20 protein-coding genes and 1 pseudogene are annotated in these 18,871 nt (G+C 62.1%); 15 read left to right on the top strand and 6 right to left on the bottom strand.

What is annotated here, in order from left to right; genetic code table 11:
• Positions 1-324: 324 nt before the first annotated feature.
• Positions 325-855, bottom strand: a complete 531-nt coding sequence (locus tag ACTIMO_RS17005) for an Asp23/Gls24 family envelope stress response protein (RefSeq protein ID WP_448183187.1) — start codon at positions 853-855, stop codon at positions 325-327.
• 296 nt (positions 856-1,151) lie between these two features.
• On the opposite strand from ACTIMO_RS17005, the gene ACTIMO_RS17000 reads away from it, so the two are divergent.
• Positions 1,152-1,643, top strand: coding sequence for a MarR family winged helix-turn-helix transcriptional regulator (locus ACTIMO_RS17000; RefSeq protein ID WP_448183186.1), 492 nt, complete (start codon positions 1,152-1,154; stop codon positions 1,641-1,643).
• 146 nt (positions 1,644-1,789) lie between these two features.
• Here ACTIMO_RS17000 and ACTIMO_RS16995 read toward each other — a convergent pair whose 3' ends face one another.
• A complete protein-coding gene (locus ACTIMO_RS16995; protein WP_448183185.1) occupies positions 1,790-2,221 on the bottom strand; it encodes an ANTAR domain-containing protein in 432 nt (143 codons plus the stop codon).
• 944 nt (positions 2,222-3,165) lie between these two features.
• On the opposite strand from ACTIMO_RS16995, the gene ACTIMO_RS16990 reads away from it, so the two are divergent.
• The 6 genes from ACTIMO_RS16990 to ACTIMO_RS16965 all read left to right on the top strand — a co-directional run bounded on the left by ACTIMO_RS16990 (position 3,166) and on the right by ACTIMO_RS16965 (position 7,253).
• Positions 3,166-3,573, top strand: coding sequence for a MarR family winged helix-turn-helix transcriptional regulator (locus tag ACTIMO_RS16990; protein ID WP_448183184.1), 408 nt, complete (start codon positions 3,166-3,168; stop codon positions 3,571-3,573).
• 352 nt (positions 3,574-3,925) lie between these two features.
• A complete protein-coding gene (locus ACTIMO_RS16985; protein WP_448183183.1) occupies positions 3,926-4,498 on the top strand; it encodes a GNAT family N-acetyltransferase in 573 nt (190 codons plus the stop codon).
• Between the two features lie 213 nt (positions 4,499-4,711).
• Complete coding sequence (locus ACTIMO_RS16980; protein WP_448183182.1) at positions 4,712-5,302, top strand: DUF1349 domain-containing protein; 591 nt, start codon at positions 4,712-4,714, stop codon at positions 5,300-5,302.
• 176 nt (positions 5,303-5,478) lie between these two features.
• Complete coding sequence (gene mscL, locus ACTIMO_RS16975; RefSeq protein ID WP_208739627.1) at positions 5,479-5,898, top strand: large conductance mechanosensitive channel protein MscL; 420 nt, start codon at positions 5,479-5,481, stop codon at positions 5,896-5,898.
• A gap of 228 nt (positions 5,899-6,126) precedes the next feature.
• Entirely contained in the window at positions 6,127-6,792 is a 666-nt protein-coding gene (locus ACTIMO_RS16970; protein ID WP_448183181.1) for an ANTAR domain-containing protein, read from the top strand.
• Between the two features lie 221 nt (positions 6,793-7,013).
• Complete coding sequence (locus ACTIMO_RS16965) at positions 7,014-7,253, top strand: hypothetical protein (RefSeq protein WP_448183180.1); 240 nt, start codon at positions 7,014-7,016, stop codon at positions 7,251-7,253.
• Positions 7,254-7,681: 428 nt separating this feature from the next.
• Here ACTIMO_RS16965 and ACTIMO_RS16960 read toward each other — a convergent pair whose 3' ends face one another.
• Positions 7,682-8,125, bottom strand: a complete 444-nt coding sequence (locus ACTIMO_RS16960) for a hypothetical protein (RefSeq protein WP_448183179.1) — start codon at positions 8,123-8,125, stop codon at positions 7,682-7,684.
• Between the two features lie 271 nt (positions 8,126-8,396).
• On the opposite strand from ACTIMO_RS16960, the gene ACTIMO_RS16955 reads away from it, so the two are divergent.
• Complete coding sequence (locus ACTIMO_RS16955) at positions 8,397-9,116, top strand: GNAT family N-acetyltransferase (RefSeq protein WP_448183178.1); 720 nt, start codon at positions 8,397-8,399, stop codon at positions 9,114-9,116.
• Positions 9,117-9,260: 144 nt separating this feature from the next.
• On the opposite strand, the pseudogene ACTIMO_RS16950 reads toward ACTIMO_RS16955, so the two are convergent.
• Both ACTIMO_RS16950 and ACTIMO_RS16945 read right to left on the bottom strand, forming a co-directional pair.
• Positions 9,261-9,536: pseudogene (locus tag ACTIMO_RS16950) on the bottom strand (DUF3105 domain-containing protein).
• 421 nt (positions 9,537-9,957) lie between these two features.
• A complete protein-coding gene (locus ACTIMO_RS16945) occupies positions 9,958-11,145 on the bottom strand; it encodes a TDT family transporter (protein WP_448183177.1) in 1,188 nt (395 codons plus the stop codon).
• Between the two features lie 106 nt (positions 11,146-11,251).
• On the opposite strand from ACTIMO_RS16945, the gene ACTIMO_RS16940 reads away from it, so the two are divergent.
• The 5 genes from ACTIMO_RS16940 to ACTIMO_RS16920 all read left to right on the top strand — a co-directional run bounded on the left by ACTIMO_RS16940 (position 11,252) and on the right by ACTIMO_RS16920 (position 15,987).
• Entirely contained in the window at positions 11,252-12,205 is a 954-nt protein-coding gene (locus ACTIMO_RS16940; protein WP_448183176.1) for a LysR family transcriptional regulator, read from the top strand.
• A gap of 176 nt (positions 12,206-12,381) precedes the next feature.
• The gene (locus ACTIMO_RS16935; RefSeq protein ID WP_448183175.1) at positions 12,382-12,987 is read left to right on the top strand and encodes a recombinase family protein; all 606 of its coding nucleotides are present in this window, start codon (positions 12,382-12,384) and stop codon (positions 12,985-12,987) included.
• 48 nt (positions 12,988-13,035) lie between these two features.
• Positions 13,036-14,439 (top strand): Mu transposase C-terminal domain-containing protein, encoded by a 1,404-nt coding sequence (locus tag ACTIMO_RS16930; RefSeq protein WP_448183174.1) that lies wholly within the window; start codon positions 13,036-13,038, stop codon positions 14,437-14,439.
• Positions 14,439-15,257, top strand: coding sequence for an AAA family ATPase (locus ACTIMO_RS16925; RefSeq protein ID WP_448183173.1), 819 nt, complete (start codon positions 14,439-14,441; stop codon positions 15,255-15,257). Before ACTIMO_RS16930 ends, ACTIMO_RS16925 begins: the two co-directional genes overlap by 1 nt.
• Before the next feature lie 115 nt (positions 15,258-15,372).
• A complete protein-coding gene (locus tag ACTIMO_RS16920; protein WP_448183172.1) occupies positions 15,373-15,987 on the top strand; it encodes a recombinase family protein in 615 nt (204 codons plus the stop codon).
• A 219-nt stretch (positions 15,988-16,206) separates the two neighbouring features.
• On the opposite strand, the gene ACTIMO_RS16915 is transcribed toward ACTIMO_RS16920, so the two are convergent.
• The gene (locus ACTIMO_RS16915; RefSeq protein ID WP_448183171.1) at positions 16,207-17,130 is read right to left on the bottom strand and encodes a LysR family transcriptional regulator; all 924 of its coding nucleotides are present in this window, start codon (positions 17,128-17,130) and stop codon (positions 16,207-16,209) included.
• Positions 17,131-17,282: 152 nt separating this feature from the next.
• Between ACTIMO_RS16915 and ACTIMO_RS16910 the strand changes: the two genes are divergently transcribed.
• A complete protein-coding gene (locus ACTIMO_RS16910; protein WP_448183170.1) occupies positions 17,283-17,687 on the top strand; it encodes a hypothetical protein in 405 nt (134 codons plus the stop codon).
• Positions 17,688-17,727: 40 nt separating this feature from the next.
• A complete protein-coding gene (locus ACTIMO_RS16905) occupies positions 17,728-18,594 on the top strand; it encodes an alpha/beta fold hydrolase (RefSeq protein ID WP_448183169.1) in 867 nt (288 codons plus the stop codon).
• The last annotated feature ends 277 nt before the right edge of the window (positions 18,595-18,871 follow it).

Raw genomic sequence — 18,871 nt, 5'->3', positions numbered from 1 at the left:
GGTGCGGGGAGGAGGTGGGGAAAGCGTGAGGGTGACTATTAATCCCTTATGAGGGTGACTATTAATCCCTTATACGGTCACCGGGCGGTCACCGGGCGGTCACCGGGCGGTCACCGGGCGGTCACCGGGCGGTCACCGGGCGGTCACCGGGCGGTCACCGGGCGGTCACCGGGCGGTCACCGGGCGGTCACCGGGCGGTCACCGGACCGCCACTGGGCAGGTACCGAAGGGTCTCGGGTTTCTGCCCAGTGGCTGCTCACCAGTGGTGGATGCCCGGATTATTACATGGGCATCTGGCAGGAGAGTGTGGAGCCGAAGGGCTCGTTACTCGAGTTCCTTGCCCGTGGAGGATGTCTTCGCGGTGTTCGAGTCGTCACCGTTGGCGCTGTTGTCGTCATCGGTCGGGAGGTGGACATCGGAGACGTTGACATTAACCTCGATGACTTCCAGGCCCGTGGCGCGTTCGACGGAGCTGATGATGTTCTTACGGATGTTGTTGCTGACCTCGACGATAGATGCGCCGTACTCGACGACGATGGTGACATCGATGGCGGTCTGCTTCTCGCCCTTTTCGACGCTCACGCCGCCTGAGGCGTTGGTCTGCGACCCGGGGATACGTTCGGTGATCTGGTCGAACGCGCGCCTGGCGGCGTTGCCCATGGCATGAACACCGGGTACCTCGCGGGCGGAGATGCCGGCGATCTTCTGCACCACGGTGTCAGCGATGGAGGTGTTGCCCTGCTCGGTGTGCAGGCCCGAGGAGTGAGCCGCGATCTTCTCAACACTTGCGGGCGTTGGCGCTGCTGCTCGGTGCCCCTGACCGTCGGAGGTCGGGCGGGTGGGATTCTCGGTCATCAGTCATGCTCCTTCTGCTCGAGCGCAGTGCGCTCCCTGTGGGAATAGGTCACCCGGGAAAGCGGGCGCGCAGAAGAGGCTGACGGTGCGGGGGAACACGTGCTGCTTCTTCGGTACGCGCCCCCGCATAACCGTTGATGACTTACTGAACGCTACCCCAGAGGTCAGAAACAGACAAGCTAGGAAAACTAGCTATCAAATTTGTGACATAGCGGACGAAGTCTGGCACGGTGGACACATGATGCGGGGCGCAACATCTGGGTCCCCTATGCATCAACAGGGGGCAAGTCGAAACGATGGATAGCCAGAAGCAGTCGCAGGCCGCGCCTTCGGAAGAGCAATTACGGCACGTCGACGGCATGGTGGTAAAGCTGCGGGAGATGCGCCTGCTCACCAGTAAGGCCTACCGCACGCAGCGAGATACCCGGAATCTCAACGACAAGGACATGGCGGCACTGGATTACCTCTCCCAGGAGTGGGGCGAAGGCCGGGAGGTCAGCCCGAAGGACATTGCCGCTCATCTCGGACTGTCCTCGGCGACGACGACATCAGTACTTGATCGCCTGGAGACCGACGGCTACCTCGCGCGGCGGCCGAGCAGCACCGACCGCAGGGCCGTACGACTCGACCCGGCACCCTCCATGCAGGAATGGAGCGAACAGGATCCGACCTCCCTGCTACGAGCGAGCTTTCTCGATGTAGCGACGGAACTTCACTGCGCCGACGTGGTCATTATCGAAAGCTACTTCGCGGCCGTCCTCGACGACATCCGCCGACGACTCGCCTAGACGGGCAAAAGCCGCCTCGAGACACCCTGGAGCGCGGTGCGCCGCCGGGAGGTCTCGCTGTAGGGGTCGAATCGCCCGTAGGCCTTTCGTTTTCGCGTGGCGGCACTTCACCCATTTCAGCGGTGCGCGCCTATCCTGACAACGATCTAGTTGCGAGAGGCTGCAGGTCCAGGAAGGTCGCCGGTGGTAAGAAGAATCGAGGCGGTACGACTAAGCGGGATGTCGCTGTTCTGGCTGGCAGTCAGAAGGAGCGACAGCGCTTGTGCGGTGTTCAGTCCATAGCGCTCCATCAAGATTCCTTGGGCCTGGCCAATCTGGTCTCGTGCGGCTGTGGCTTCCGACAGATTAGTAAGCCGGCGCAGACGCTCATTGATGTCATGTAGCCGTTCAAGGACCCGGTCAAGCTGCTCTTCCTCCGCCGCCTTCCGATCATCTGCCCTGTCCTGCTGATCCTCCGCGTCCTCGTTCTGAGCGCAGCAATCCTGTTGATCAGTTCCCTCTCCGGCCTGACCGTCTTTACTACCCTGCGTATCTTCGGGTTCATGGCGGCTCTGAGCTTCGTCACGAGGATCCGACATTGGATCAACCTTTCACCACGCCCTACCCGATGCTCAGAGGCGACCCCCTCTGACGTGCTTACCTCGAGCGGCTTGATGCGTGAAGTATCTACCCTCGTCCAGCGCTGAGGAAGAGCAACAAAAATCGACTGCCATTTGGCACTGCCCCTGCCTTCGCAATGAGGCAACTGTTCCTACTGATCGCCGGTTCGGCCTCCAACCAGTTGGCCGACGATGCAATTGCTGCTTCCCTTCCCAACCCCGGCGTCCTCGACCAAGCCGGAGGGATCCTCGCAGTACCAACGACAGTAGTCCTGATAAGGCGTTCCGACTTGTCCGTCAGCGCACCCAGAATACAAACTACAAAGCTCCACGGCCACCGATGACATCGCAAGCGGCACTCCACGCCTCATCAGCCGTACAGACAACCCCCTGGAACAGGCTCGAAGACTGCCTTTGCCCGACTACTGCCCATCCTGACTGCCCACACAGACTGCCCCTACAGACTGCCCATCCTGACTTCCCGCGGAGCCTTTTCATCGGATGAGCACTTAGTCATGCAAGTACGGTCGGTGGCGAAGGAGGTGGTGACCACTCGTGCCGGGCACGCTGCACCTTCCTACCATTGCTTCAGGGCTAGCTGCCGATCGTTTCACTCCAGCGCTGGCCCCTCGTGACACCCTCCCAGGGACGCGAGGTGACAACTGCAGCCCCCAGCTCTGGGGTTGTCGCGACAAGCGTCGGCGGCGCCGACAGGTCCTCATGAGACCGGGAGCTGCCATGCGCCGCCAACGCCTTCCCAACCATCCCGGCACATAACAATCGAGAGCAACGTTCCAGTCGAGCCTGAGCCGGCGCTGACCTGCTTCTGAACAGATGACAGAGATCTTCTGTCGTTGTCGTGGTACGCAGGAGGTATGACGTCAGCGACAGGGAACCATCTGAGCGACCCGGAAGATCTACCGATGGTCGACCTCCTGCGTCGCTGCTCGATCTATCTCGCCGGCGTGGAAAAGGATCTGGCCGAGAAAGCAGGATTGAATACGACTGACGCGCGCGCCCTGGCCCTGATCGTCGAAGCAGACGCTGGGGTCGAAGCATTCAGTCCCCGAGTCCTGGCTGATGTGCTGGACGTATCCACGGCAAGCATGACTGCGGTCACCGACCGGCTGGAAAAGGCCGGCCTCGTAGAGCGCCGACCCAACATCGCAGATCGCAGGAAGATCTGTCTCCATCCCACATCACACGGCTCTGCGGTGCACGTCCACATTCAGAGCGGACTCAGAGAGACGATTACCGACTCCCTTGCCCCTTTGAGTGCTCAGGACAGTGACGCTTTCCATCGAGGACTCCGCGCTCTCGCCCAACTCTGAAGCCGCCCTCACCATCCGACCGGTAGGACGCACTGCAGACCCCAAGAATCAGACATCGTCAGCAGACATATAGCTAGTTTTCCTAGCTTTACAAAAGTCGAGATATCGTCGTACTCTGACGTTGGGTCAAGAAACGGCCTGTTCTGGTATCTCCTCAAAGGTCGCTCCCGTGCCCTCACCATCTGTTCTTCCCTCCCGCGTTGATAGCTCGATGCACTCCTTCGACTCTGAGGTTCCACATACTTCCCTGGGTCTGGCCCCCGATACGTCAGCAGGCGGGACTACTGGAACTGGCTCTGAGACTCCGGAGCCTGCCTCTGCTGCGGAGGAAGTGATAGGGGCAGTTGTGGCGATGAGCGTAGCGGCCGCCGCCCTGACGGATGCCGGCGATACAACACCGAGAGCTTCTCTGTCGGAAGAAGAAACAACCGACTGGGCGATTTTTCCGGAGGAATCCTCAACTGGGGTTCCTCTTGGCCTTCAGCGCGCGACGAATCGAGATCTTCGCCGGTGGAGTATCAGATTGTTCAAAGTCATCGACCTGGACTTCCCGCCCTATGGGGCGGTAGCGGACTACGAGCGGATTTCTGACGAGCTCAAGCGGCGCCGGGACGCGGCAACTGGAGGGCGGAAGTCAGTCAATTTCCGGGAGAAGTTCTGCGACAACGCGCGGGGTCACCGCTTTGAACTGTTCCGCGACGGCGTCCTGACTGGGTACGTCGCTTACACCATGAGAGCCGGCATCATACGCTTGCACCGTACTGTCGTCCTCGATGCGTTTGACCGCGAACAGGTCGAGGGCACCCTGATGCGTAACGTTGTCCTGGCAGCGCACAAGCGCCGCCTTGCGGCTGTCCCATACTGTCCCATCGCGCAGGGATTCTTCCGTCAAAACCCCCAATACAGGCAGCTCACCCACCAGTAAGACTCTGAGAACACATCGACCGGAGATTCGGCTGGCCCCACACCCCAGACCCGACATCAACGATGACGGTGACGGAGGTGATGCGGGGTGTTTGGGCCTCCTGCTCGGTTGTCTGGCGGTGTCTGCGAGACGGGAATGCGTGGCAAATTCTCGTGGCGGGCACTGATTTACCGGGTTGCGCCTCGGCAGCCACTGATAAAGCTGGAGAAGATCGTGAAGCGCAGTATCGGCTGGGACGAGGGAACGTGGACGAATGTGCCCGTTCGCGCGGTCTCTGATGAGTCGGGTCTTCGGGTCACTGCCCGTAAAGGTAGTGATGCGTGGGGTCTGAGCTCCTACGGTGTCATCCATGCTTCGGAACATGCCCTGCTGATGGGCATGCGACCTCAGTCGGCCATGGAAGTGCAATTTCATCTCGACTTGTCTGCCCAGTTCGATCAGGCTGGTATTTTCATCAGAATCGATGATGAAACCTGGATGAAAGCCGGCGTGGAAATCATCGAGGGACAAGAGCATCTTGGCACTGTGGTCACGAGAGTCATCTCGGATTGGTCGCTGTCTCCCGTACCGGAGTGGTCCGGACGGAAGGTGACAATCCGCTGTAGTCGATCCGGCAGCGCCCTCACCATTCGCGCACGGGTCGCTGACGAACCATGGCGACTGATCCGCGCGACACCACTGGACCCCGACGCGACCGTGCAAGCGGGCCCGTTCTGCTGCGCACCCATCAACGCGGACCTCACCGTCCACTTCATCTCCTGGCGCATCACCCCACCAGATCCAGCTTTGCGCGCATACATCTGATTGCAGCTATCGATGCAGATGCACAGGCAGACTATCGACAAAGAGCCCGAAGCCCATGCTCCAACTCCCTCTTCGAGTCGATCGAGTGGACTATGGTGAGTACCTGCTAGTGAGGTTTACGGTGATAATTGTCAGAATCACGCCGTCGATACGACGTGCATTGGAAGGAGAAGATCATGCTGCAAGGTTTCAAGGACTTCATCATGCGGGGCAATGTCATCGAACTGGCGATCGCGGTCGTCATCGGGGGTGCGTTCACCGCACTTGTCGGCGCTTTCTCGACCTTCATCATCAACCCGGTCATCGCCTCGGCCGGCGGCGTCGATGCCGCCGGTCTCGGCTTCGAAATCAGGCCCGGTAATGCAGCGACCTTCGTCGACTTCGGCAGCCTGATCACCGCGGCCATCACCTTCCTGATCACAGCAGCAGTGGTGTACTTCGTGTTCGTCGTCCCGATGAACCACGCGGCAGCACGCGTGAGGGCTCGAGCGGAAGTTCAAGAGCCAGCAGCCGAACCGACCCCCGTGGATGTCGCTCTGCTCACCGAGATGCGCGACCTCCTCCAACGCATAGACTCACGCAACGGTCACCTCTGAACAACAGCGTGACTCGGTTCGACTGTCTGGTCGACGCGACCCGTCCCCACCCCCGCCCCCGCCCTCAAGCGACCAACACGAAGGATTCAAGATCGGCACATGTGTCGGGCGGACAGTCCGTTGACGTGGCGACGGAGAACGGTGTCGGAGGGCTTTGCTACTGTCCTCTTTTGAGGTCCGGGTTAAGACGCTAGCCCGAGGCAAGTCCGTTGAATGGGTTTTATCACCATGACCATTTCCGAAGAATCGGCGGCACCCCACACCGGGGACACAGGTATCGACTACTTCATCGACTGTCCCACCGGGACGGTCGAGTACTACTTCGGGTCACCGACGTTCCAGTGGTCCGATGAGCTGTTCCGGATCCACGGCTACGAACGCGGCGACGTCGTTCCCACTCTCGAGCTCGGTCTCGCGCACATCGAAGCCATCGACAGGGACAGGATCCAGGCGTTTTGGGACCGCGTATCCACGACCAAGGGCCCCGCCTCAGCGTATGCATCCCTGCGGTCGGTGGACGGCAAGATCCACAAGATCCTGATGAGCGCCGACCTCATCCTCGACGGCGACACCCCCGTCGGGGTGTGGGGGCTCGTCGTGGACCTCACACGGTCCATCCACGCCGACCGGCACCAACTCGCCAACGAAGCCGTCGCCGCGTCAACAGTCAGCCGGGCAGTCATCGAACAAGCCAAAGGCATCCTCATGAGCCGGCACGGGATCAACGCGCTGGAAGCCTTCCAACGCATCAGCAGCTACAGCCAGAACGCCAACCGCAAAGTCGTGATCGTCGCACAGGACATCATCGACCTCGCCCACCACCTCCACCGCGGCACCTCACGCACAGGTCTCGATTCCGAACTCGGGCTACTGGAACTCCTCACCGCTCAATGAATCCCGGCCAGCGGGGATAGCCCATTCTGCTGCGCTCCCGCAGGACCTCGCGTCATGGGGCAGCAGGCCAGCTTGGTCAAAGAGCCATTCCTGGTGGCACCTCAAATTCTCGGTGCGCAACCCCAAGGTCATTTTTGCTGGTTGGCCACCCTTAGCCGAACGCCGCTCTACGGTTAAGTAGAGGTAGGACACGGCGATAGCGGAACAGGTGGATCAGGCAAATGAGCGGGAGTCGCCGACGAACGAGCAACCTCCGCGGGCCGGACGTCCTGGTCGCCATTAACCGCGCACACATCCTTCCCTCCGAGTTGTGGGTGTACTACTACGGTATTGGCGGGAACCTCGCCGAACTCGACATCGAAGCGTTCCTCTACAACCTCACCGACGTCCCCACCATGGACTGCCTCCTCCTCAATCACGCACTCTTCGAACTCCTCGCCGACCAGCCGAACACGAGATAGCCCAACGACGAGCAAGCACCTTCTCGCCTCAGAGTCGACGAACCCTTTGCGGCAACGGTAGCGGGACAGACAATCGCCCCTGCTGCAACGACCTGCAGGCAATCAAACCTCGTTGCCATGGCGGCCTCTCCCCCATCGCTCGATAAACAAGGTGAACAGCCAACCACTGACCTTCGAAGCAGGACTATCCAACCTGGTAGCCCCGGACGGCCCCATACCCCTCTGCCGGCTTTGCATAACGCCTGGACCCTCGATCAACTCTGTTGCAAAAGCCTCAGAAGGACCCTAGAACAACACGATCTGAGCCAACCTGCGCTGTGGCGTTGGGGTGTACCCCAACGCAACACCACGGACGAGTAGCAGAAACCGTCTCGAGCCCGTAGAACACCGGAGGGACTTCCGCACATGGCTCGTGCCACACTCCTGGCCTAGGTAAGGCGTCGCAACTGTCGATTCTCGAAGTCGCCTGCACAACTTCCCAAAGTCGCCTGCACGGGCGCAGACCAACCGCTCTTCGGTCGTTCTTGTTCTGGCACACCATAGGGTGAGGCCTTATGTCGATTACCTTTACACGCATTGATCCCGTCGGAGCCGACCGCGAACCGCTCATATCCTTCATGACGCGCAATGAGTTCCCTTTCCACATCTGGTCGCATCCCACACGCGAAATTGTGGAGACCGCCATCAGTGGAGGGGCGTACCGCGATGACGACAATGACTCCTACTGAATCGATCACAACGAGCACGGCCGCATCGGCTTTTTCCGGTTCGAAGACCTCAGTGAAGACACGCCACTGTTCGACCTTCGCCTCGACGCGCCTTTCCGCAAGCGTGCCCTTGGCCCACAAATCCTGCGGGCGGCTTCGCAGCACGTCTTCATGACCATGCCTACAGTCAACCGGTTCGAGGGACAAACCCGGGAGGACAACGTGGCCATGCGCAAGACGTTCCTCCGCTGCGGCTGGGTTACAGAAGCTCACTACCGCGAGTCCTGGCCCAACGAGGAGGGCACCTTGCTCGCCGCGACCGCCTACGCCATTCTTCGACGTGACTGGGAGACCGGAAAGACTACACATCTGATCTGGGACGACCTTAGCGTGTAATGCTCCACGTCTGCGGCCAGAGGAACGGAGAACGCGACGCATGGATATTGACCTGCGAACACCGGACATTGACGAGCTCAGCAGGGTTTCTCGTGCGTTGTACGACTGGCAAAGCGACAGCGGGCCGCTGCATCTGCATCCGGGCGATCTGGGCTGGTACTCGCTGCGTGGACCTGCTGCCACTGCCGCTGCGACGCGGGTGTGGTCACGGGGTGACACCGCCCTGGCGATCGCGCTCGTCGACGGCCCCCAGCTGCTGCGCTTCGCGATCGACCCTGCGCTGCGCCAGGACGAAGCTCTCGCCCGTCGCATCGTCGCCGATGTCAGTGAGCCGGCGACGGGTGTCCTCGAGGCAGGAAGCGCGACCATCGAGGCGCGCGGCGCATCCGCCCTGTCCGGGCGACTGGCGAAGGAGGGGTGGTTGCCCGACGAACCGTGGACGCCGCTCCGGCGTGACCTGACAGCACCTGTCGACGTTGCAGATCTCCGCGTCGAGACCGTAGAACCGGCTGATACCGATGAGTGGGTGGCCGTTCACTGGTCGGCCTTCCGCGGAGCACCGATGCCGGAGGATCGAGTCCGCAGCTTCGTGCGCGGATGGCAGGCAGCAGCGAAAGCGCCATTCTTCGGCTCCGTCCGCATCCTGTCGCTCCACGACGACAGCGATACGGTTCCAGTCGCCGTCGCCGTAGCGGCGGTATGGTCCGCCGGCGTCGGGCGTCCCGGTCTCATCGAGCCGATGGGCGTGCACCAGGTGTGACTTTTAGTTGGAGATGGCGGTTAAATCGCAGTCTAGATCGGCGGTTTGTCGTCCCGTCCGGGGAGCCATCAACGGGTGATCGGCAGTTCATGGGATGGCGGGCGTTGGATGACTGATCGGCCGAGCGGCAGTATTTCTCCTGATTTATGCGTTGACTCCGCCGCTGCAGGTCTCGCCGGGTTCGGGTGTCTGCGGACCTTGCTGAAAGGCTTTGATGAATGCGAACAGCCGCGGATCTGCTGGGTCTGTGACGCTTAGTTGTTCTCCCTAGGCGGTTGCTTCGATGGGGGATCCCTGGCCGGAAGGGACTGACCAACACGTGGCTCTGGTTGATTGCAAGACGGCGAGTTTGGCGATGTCATCGGCTGGAAGCCCGGGTTGGTAGCTGATCCAGACGGCACCGTGTTCAGGGGAGTGCACTGCCCCGGGTTTTCTGTACGGGCCGGTCGTAGGCTCCGCAGTTCGTCCACACCGGTGAGTGGTCTCCGCCGACGCCGGGACGTTTCGGAGAGGTCACCGCGGTCTGGACGTGGTTCCTGCTCAGGCGGGCATAGCTGATGACTTCTTCGATCATGGTTGGGTCCCTTCGTTGCTGCCGGAATTGGTGTTGACCGCTGCCGTTTACGGCGAGTCCGTAGGTGAGCGCGCCGGCTGCGAGGAAGAGTGGCACGCCGACGGCGATCAGCGGCGGCTGCAATCGGGCGGGCGATTTGGCCCTTTTTGCGTTGGTGGGTGAGCGTTGCTGTGAGCCGGGTGTTGTCCGGGGTTTCACGAGGCCGCCTTCGGGTGCTGTGAACGGTTGCTTGTTTCCGTGAGGGGCTACTGGTCCGCTGCGGCCCGCCTACGGTGCGGTCGTTGCGGGTTTCTGGAAGAGGGTGCCTTCGAGGATGCTGCCGTGGAAGGTCCGGGCGGCGACGATGATCCACGCGGCGACCAGCAGGGTGTAGCCGGCAACGGCCATCGCGTCGAACACGGCGAGGTGGGTGTGGGCGCCGAGGCCTGTCAGTCCCGTGACGCAGGTTCCGATGGGGAAGGTGAAGGACCACCAGGTCAGGGAGAACGGCAGGCCCTGGCGTGCGGTGCGGATGGTGATGGCGGTTGCGAGGCCGGCCCACATGAGCGCGAAACCCAGGACCGGTACCCCGTACAGGACCCCGAAGGCTTCCATCGCCCGGGCCAGGGTCCCGGACACGGCGAGGTGGGCGTTTCCGCCCAGGAGGTTCGCGGCGGTGATGGACTGGCCCAGCGGGCCCAGCACGATCCACAAGGTGGGAACGGCCGCCGCGGCCCCGATCTTGTGCCCGGCGAGGCGGTTCCAGATCAGGGTGGTGATGATGATGGAGGCCAGCAGGCTCAGTCCGAACATCGCGTAGCAGCCCATCAGCAGGGTCAGGCGTGCCTGCCCGGCCGGGACGTAGGGCAACAGCAGCGCCCCGGTGGAGGCCGAAACCATAGGCGGGACGACAGGCATCAGCCAGCCGCCGAACGCACTGTCCGGTGTGACATGGTGCCGGGTGAACTGCAGATACGGGACGGCGACGGCGCTGGCCAGCCCCAGCAAGGTCCCGGTAGTCCAGAGCACCGCATCGATGCTGAGTGCCAGCTGTTCGCCGAGGATGTCTTTCCCCAGCAGCAGGGTTCCGGCGCCGACTGTGAGAAGGGCCATGGGAGGTGCGCCGTAGAAGTGTGCCATCACCGGATGGCTGTGGTGGCTTTGAGCGGTTTCCCGGTACCGGATCCAGTGCACTGCGGTGGCGGCGCTCAGCAGGATCAACAGCAGGGACGCCAGGGCCCAGACGATGGTGGCGCCGGTGCGCAGCCCGGGGAACTGCAAGGGCAGCGTCGCGGCTGCGGTCGCAACGATCCCGGTACCCATGACGGAGGCGAACCAGTTCGGGGTCAGGTTCGCGAACAGCTCCGAGGGCTTCTCCAGACGGCGCAGGACGCGCCGGCCCCCGGTACCGCTACCCGGGGTCTGTGCCGGTGGTGTGGTGTGGTCTTTGTCAGCGGTCGACAGCAGTGTTCCCATACCTTCCATGCTCCCGGTCCCGGACCTGCCGCAGTAGGGGGCATATACTTGCCAGGATACAAGCCTGACTTGTATCTGATGCACCGTGTCTGAAGGAGATTCCCCTATGCTCAGCCCCCGGATACCGGAGCTCTCCGCCCTGGAAATGCTCGCCGCGGTCCATGATCTGGGGTCCCTCTCCGCCGCCGGGAAACACTTGGGTCTGTCCCAACAGGCTGTCTCCTCCCGGATGCGTTCCCTGGAGTCCCAGATCGGGTTCGTCCTGCTGACCCGGACCCCGCGGGGGTCCACCCTGACAGAATCAGGTGAACTGGTCGCAGAGTGGGCCGCAGAGGTCCTCGCAGCCGGGGAACGGCTCGATGCCGGGATCGCCTCGCTCCGATCCGACACCGCCCGGCAGTTGAAGGTCGCGGCCAGCCAGACCATCGCCGAGCACTTGCTGCCGCTCTGGCTGGTCGCGCTGCGCCGCCAGCAGGAGAGCCTCGAACTCGTCCCCACCGTCGTGGAGCTGGCGGTGAACAACAGTGAAGCCACCGTTGCCCGGGTCCGATCCGGACAGGCAGCCATCGGCTTCATCGAAAGCCCGCACCTTCCCCCGGACTTGAGTGCCGCGGCGGTGCAGGAGGATGACATGGTCCTGGTCGTCGCACCGGAGCATCCCTGGGCCCGGCGCCGGACCCCCGTCACAGCAGCCGAACTGGCAGCAACCGCGCTGGTCACCAGGGAACACGGCAGCGGAACACGGGACGCCCTCGAGCACCTGCTCACCACCGCAGGGGCCCCGCCCCTGGTAGAACCGATGGTGGAACTTTCTACGACGGCGGCCGTCCGCTCCGCCATCGCAGCCGGCACGGCCCCCGGAGTACTCAGCGCACTGGCCGTCCGCGACGACCTCGCACTGCACCGGCTCGTCGCCGTTCCTGTCCGCGGGCTGCCCTTACGCCGCACACTGACGGCTATCTGGAAGACAGGCACCTCACCGCCTCCCGGGCCGGCCCGTGACCTCGCAGCGATTGCCGCCAAAACTGTCCCGGGCACCAGCACCCGCCGGAAGTCATGAACCAGGCGACATCGCGAAGCAGGAAGGTTCGGCTGCCTAAAACGAACGTATTCGCTACACGCAGCTGCGACACAGCGAAACAACACGTAGAGACACCTTTCGTGTAGCAGTACTTAGTGCCAGAATCTATGGTTCACTTCTGCTCCTTTAGGATGAGTTCCGCTACATTGAAGAGTGTGGGACATCTTCTGGGTTACGCGCGAGTGTCGACGACCGACCAGGACGCCGCGTTGCAGGTCGACGCGCTGACTGCGGCCGGCTGCTATCGGGTGTTCGTCGACACCATGTCGGGGTCCCTTAATCAGCGACCCGAGCTCACGAAGCTGTTGGATCAGCTCAGGCCGGGGGACACCCTCGTCGTCTGGCGGCTCGACAGGCTCGGCCGTTCCATCCGTCACCTCATCGATCAACTCTCCGCACTCCAGGACAAAGGCATCGGGTTCAAATCCCTGCAGGAAACCATCGACACCACCTCACCCGGCGGCCGGCTCGTCTTCCACGTCTTTGCTGCGCTGGCAGAGTTCGAGCGAGACCTGATCAGGGAGCGCACCAACGCAGGCCTCGCCGCCGCCCGAGCTCGAGGCCGGACCGGGGGTCGACCGCCCCGGCTCACCGCCCACCAGGTTACTGCCGCCCGACGCATGTACGAGCAGCAGGATATGACCGTCGAACAGATTGGACAGGTCCTTGGTGTCAGCAGGACCACCATCTACCGGACATTGAAGCGCGACCATGCGACACCGACCAAAGGCCGTAACCCGAAGGTGAAGCCGGCGGTGTAGATGGCAGGAGATCATGCTCACCCGGAGGCCTCGTCCAACCCCTCGGACGTGGCTGCCACGCGCTGGGCCTACCTCCGCCTCAATGTCGAAGACCACGTACCCCTAGCGGCGATCGCCCGCGACAGTGCCATTCCCTTGCGCACTCTTGAACGCTGGAAGCAGGCCTACAAAGCTCACGGCTTACCTGGATTGAAGCCAAGCGAACGCACCCGGTCCGGCGGCCCGGCACCCGACGTTGTACGCACGATTGAAGGCCTGGCGCTGATCCGGCCCCGCCAGTCGATAGCAACGATCACCCGCATCGTGGGTGGGATCTGTTCGGAGAAGAGCTGGGCGCCGCCGAGCTACACACAGGTCCGCAGGGTCATCGCCGACCTGGACCCGGGTATGCGCGTCCTCGCGCTCGAGGGGCCAGTGGCCTACCGCGATAAGTACGAACTGATCCTGCGCCGACGAGCCGACCGACCCAACGCGATCTGGCAAGCCGACCACACCATGCTCGATATCCTCATCCGCGGCGCTGACGGTAGACCCACCCGCCCGTGGCTCACGATCGTCCTCGACGACTACTCCCGCGCAATCGCCGGGTACATGGTCATCCTCGGCGCACCAACCGCCATGAACACAGCCCTCGCGCTACGCCAGGCCATTTGGCCTAAGAGCGATCCGGCGTGGCCTGTCTGCGGGATCCCTGACGTCCTCTACGTCGATCACGGGTCCGACTTCACAAGCCACCATCTCACCCGTGTCACTAATGATCTGCGGATCCGGATGATCCACTCGGCCGTCGCTCGACCGCAAGGACGCGGGAAGGTCGAACGGTTCTTCGGCACCATCAACACCGAGCTGTTGTCCGCGCTGCCAGGTCACATCTCACGAGGGCATCCCCAACCGACGCCGACACTGAGACTCGAGGAACTCACCGCGGCCCTGCACAACCTGATCGTGGGCACCTACAACCACCGGTGCCATAGCGAAACGCAGACCACCCCAACACAGGGATGGATCGCTGACGGTTGGATGCCACGCCTACCCGAGACGCTCGAGCAACTCGACGAACTCCTCTTGACAGTCCAAGCACCTCGAAAGGTTCGACGCGACGGTATCCGGTTCCAAGGCCTTCGCTATCACAGCCCCACACTCGCCAGCTACGTCGGAGAGACCATCACGATCCGGTACGACCCACGGGATGTCAGCGAGATCCGTGTCTTCCACCGCGATCAGTTCGTCTGCAAGGCGATCAACCCCGAGTACCAACACGCAACCATCGGAATCAAGGAGATCCAGGCCGCGCGAACCGCCCGCCGCCGCCAACTACGAACACAGATCAACGAACGTATCCGGAGTTTCCCGACACCACACTCGGAACTTGGACCCGACGAACCACCGCCGCCCACCGAGACACCGTCCCCGACGGCGCAGTCAAAGCTACGCGTGTACGAGGAGGACTGATGGCAGGACGCTTCATCGTCACGAAAGAACACCGCCGATTCATCGAGTTCGCGAACGCCGTGCGCAAGCAACGCACCATCGGGATCTGCTTCGGACCCGCAGGCGTCGGTAAAACCCTCTCCGCACGCCGCTACGCCCACTGGGACACCATCGAACCCCTGGTTCACACCTGGGGGCCACGCGACGAACACGACGAAAAAGCGTGGGCCGCAGCTCACCGCGCCCGCACGGTCCTCTACACCCCACCCGTCCTCGCCCGCCCCAAACAACTCCGGGACGAACTCGACCTCTACATCGACCGCACCGGGATCTGCATCGAACACCACATGATGACCACCGGATACAAGCCACCCACATCCGGGAGAGCAGCAGCATGGCACAAGTTCGTCGAACTACTCGTCATCGATGAAGCCGAACGCCTCAACTCCACCGCCCTCGAAATCCTTCGCGACCGCCACGACCGCTTAAACACAGCGGTCATCTTCATCGGCATGCCCGGACTCGACAAGCAATTCAGCCGCTACCCCCAGCTCTACAGCCGGCTCGGTTTCGCGCACCAATATCGACCGCTAGGACACGAAGAGCTCACCTTCGTCCTACACCGGCAATGGGCCCGCCTAGGCCAGAAGTTCAACCCCGACGACTTCACCGACGCCCAAGCAGCCGCCACCATCGAACGCATCACTAGAGGAAACTTCCGGCTCCTAGAACGACTCTTCCCCCAGGTCGAGCGCATCCTCAAAATTAACGACCTGAACGCCATCACCAATGACGTCATCGAAGCGGCCCGCAGCACACTCGTCATCGGTACGAGCTAACGACCACACCCCGCCAACCACCGCACCAAACAAACCGCCATCCTCGCGCACAGTCACATCTCATCGAACTTTCCGCCTGTCACGTAACCGGTCGTATAAGTGACAGGAGTCCCGGATGCTCGTCGGCTACATGCGCGTGTCGAAGTCCGACGGATCGCAAACCACCGATCCGCAGCGGGATGCTCTGCTCGAGGCCGGCGTCGACGAGGCCCAGCTCTACGAGGACCTCGCCTCGGGCAAGAAGGACGACCGACCCGGACTGACCTCCTGCCTGAAAGCACTCCGGGACGGGGACACGTTGATCGTGTGGAAGCTCGACCGGCTCGGCCGGAACCTGCACCACCTGGTCAACACGGTCCACGATCTCACCGCCCGCGGCGTCGGGTTGAAGGTTCTTACCGGACAGGGTGCCGCGATCGACACCACCACCGCTGCGGGAAAGCTCGTGTTCGGGATCTTCGCCGCCCTCGCCGAATTCGAGCGGGAGTTGATCTCCGAGCGGACCGTCGCAGGTCTTGCCTCAGCTCGAGCTCGCGGCCGGGTCGGCGGTCGACCGTTCACGATGACGCCGGGGAAGGTCCGCTTCGCGATGGCGTCCATGGGCAAACCCGACACGAACATCGGCGAACTCTGCAAGGAGCTCGGCATCTCCCGCCAGACGCTCTACCGACACGTCTCCCCCACCGGCGAGATCCGCCCGGACGGCGAACGCGTGCTCAAGAAGAAGTGAGCACAGCTACGCCCTCTGCACCGGGACCTATTGCCGAAAAGTCAGCTGGTGCAGAGGAGTACGAGAACCTGACTGCTCACACTCGCCTGCACAGACACTGGAACCGCGCAGCTTGTCGTGCAGAGGACTGCGAGAAACGACAGTGCAAAAAAACTGGCTCTTAAACGGTGGCGGCCACAATGGAGCGGTGAGCTAGAGCTTCGTCTCGCACTCCGTGGTTTAGATGAACTGAGATGCCTGGGGAAGGGGCGTACTTAGGGCTACATACTGAGCAGTCTCTACGAAGGTTCTTGCTGCCCAGTGTTCGTTGTCCTGACGCCACGCAATACTGACGACAGAGGGTGCGAGCCCTGTGACGGGGACGAACGACAGCCCCGGACGACTGTAAAAGCGCTGCGTTGAAGCTTGGGTGAAGGCGATCCCACGTCGACTGAGGATGGCTTCGAAACACTCATCTACGGTGCTGACATCGGAGCCGATGACAGGTGCCTGGTTATGACGTGCTTCGCTTGCTAGCCAGAACTCTCGCCAAATATCAGGAGCGTTCCTAGCTACGAAGGGCTCCATAAGAAGTTCATCGACGTGCACGGAATCCCTAGACGCCAGTTCGGATTGACTTGAAACCGCTAGGACTCGCGGTTCGGAGAACAGCGTCTTGAGGCGAAGCCCGGTGAATGCCGGTAGTGGGGGGCGGACGAAGGCAACATCTGAGCTGCCGTCTGCCAGACCAGCGGACGGGTCGTTGAAGGGGTAGGACCGCATCTCGACGTCGACGGCGGGGTTGCTGTGTCGGTAGGCATCGAGGATCGAACGAGTAAGTTCGGCCGCAGCATTGGCTTGAAATCCTACGACGAGCTTTCGACTCGGCTCCTTTGCAGCCATCTTCGTGAGCGATGCCGCGACTTCGGCGGACATCAAGAGCTCCCGGGCGTGACCAAGCAGGACTTCTCCCGCCGGCGTCAGTGTCACGCCTCGGCTGCTGCGATTGAGTAAAGGCGTTGCCAGAGACCGTTCGAGGTTCTGAATCTGCACGCTGAGAGACGGCTGGGCGATGTGGAGCCGGGCGGCAGCGCGTCCGAAGTGCAGCTCTTCAGCGACAGTGACGAAGTAGCGCAAAACCCGCAGCTCGAAGGGAGGCTGCATGAGGTAAGGCTACGACTCGAACTTCGCGGTGACCAATAGCCTGCGCCTATCGAACCATCGGAATCCAGTCTTGGCGTTAGTGACGTAGCTCACGGTCCACTAGTGGGGGTAAGCACCATGGATCCATAACCAAAGGCGGAAAGGACCACATCATGACTGTCGCCACAACACCCTCCACCCAGGAATGGGTAGAGGCATTCACGCAGGCCAGTGACAACGACCCGGAGCTGAAAGCCCACGGGAAGCATTTCACCTGTTCCTTCCTCCTCGACATGGAGGATCACCTCTTCGTCATCCGCATGAATGCCGGCAAGGTTGCCGAGGTCACCGTTGACCCCGGGCCCCTCGACGCGCCGTATCAGTTCGCGATCAAGGCCAGCTCCGCGACCTGGCGCGAGTTCGGAGAAGACATGCCCAAGCCGATGTTCCACGGGATCTGGGCGGCAACGTTCCAACGCGACATGCGACTGGAAGGCGAAATCCTCGTACTCATGCAGAACCTTCGCTGTGTCACACGTCAGATCGAACTGCTCCGTACCACCGGCATCCCCGTCTGACCCCCCCCACCCCTAGATCCCGTACCAGGAGGAAAAACTCATGTCTCGCATCTCACCAGTTACCGGGCACTACGTCACCGTTGACGTCGATGGCCTGGAATACAAGGTGTTCTACCTCGAGAACGGCACCGGGCAGCCGCTGATCTGTCAGCACACGGCGGGCGCCCACAACCACCAGTGGCGCGGACTCCTCGAAGACGAGGAAATCACCGCGAACTACCGGGTCATCGCCTACGATCTGCCCCGCCACGGCAAGTCAGACCCCCCGGAGAACACCGAGTGGTGGACCGAAGAATACAAGCTCACCGCCGACCACTACGCCAACTTCGTCCTTGCCCTGTGTGACGCGTTGGAACTGGAGAACCCGATCTTCATGGGGTCTTCCTTCGGCGGCAACATCGCCTTGCAGCTCGCGCACCGCCGCCCGGACCGCTTCGACGCCGTGATCCCCGTCGAGGGCGCCGACTACTCCCCCGGGTTCTACCTGGACTGGTGGCATCACCCCCACGCCAACGCAGCTCAGGTATGCGCCAGCGGAACGTGGGACCTGATGGCCCCGCAATCCCCGGACGCCGACCGATGGAAGACCTGGTTCTACTACTCCCAGGGTTCCGAAGCATTCAAGGGCGACCTGCACTTCTACTCCGTCGACCACGACCTGCGCGGGAAGCTCGGAGAAATCGACACGGACCAGTGCGCCGTGGTTCTCATGACCGGTGAGTATGACTACCTCACAACACCCGAAGACGGAGCCCGCACAGCTGGGGAAATCCGGAACGCCGAGTTCATCGAGATGAAAGAAATCGGCCACTTCCCGATGAGCGAGAACTACCCCGTCTTTGGTAGCTACCTGAAGCAGGCACTCGCCATCGTTAAGGACAAGAAGAGAGCCGTCGCCTCCGCCTAACCAGAGAGCGTCCTGACCACAGCTTGGATCGCCCCTGATGCAAGTCAGGCGGCCTCGCAGACACAGGGCGACTACCTCCCTCTAACAATCCTCTAGCAGATTTGAGCCGCGGGCCTTTCCTCTCGGGGTAGGCCCGCGGCTGCCATCCGCCAGTACGGCCCCTCCAACGTACTGATGGGCATCCAGGAAGCAGCACGCGCGGCGGGCTACTTCCTCACTGTCATGACACTCGATGGCTACTCAGAGCCGTCCGTCGACGAAGCGCTGAGGGGGCTTC

The sequence above is a fragment of the Arthrobacter sp. CP30 genome (assembly GCF_053470025.1).
The sequence above is the reverse complement of the archived record's forward strand: the minus strand, read 5'-3'. Positions and strand labels throughout refer to the sequence as shown.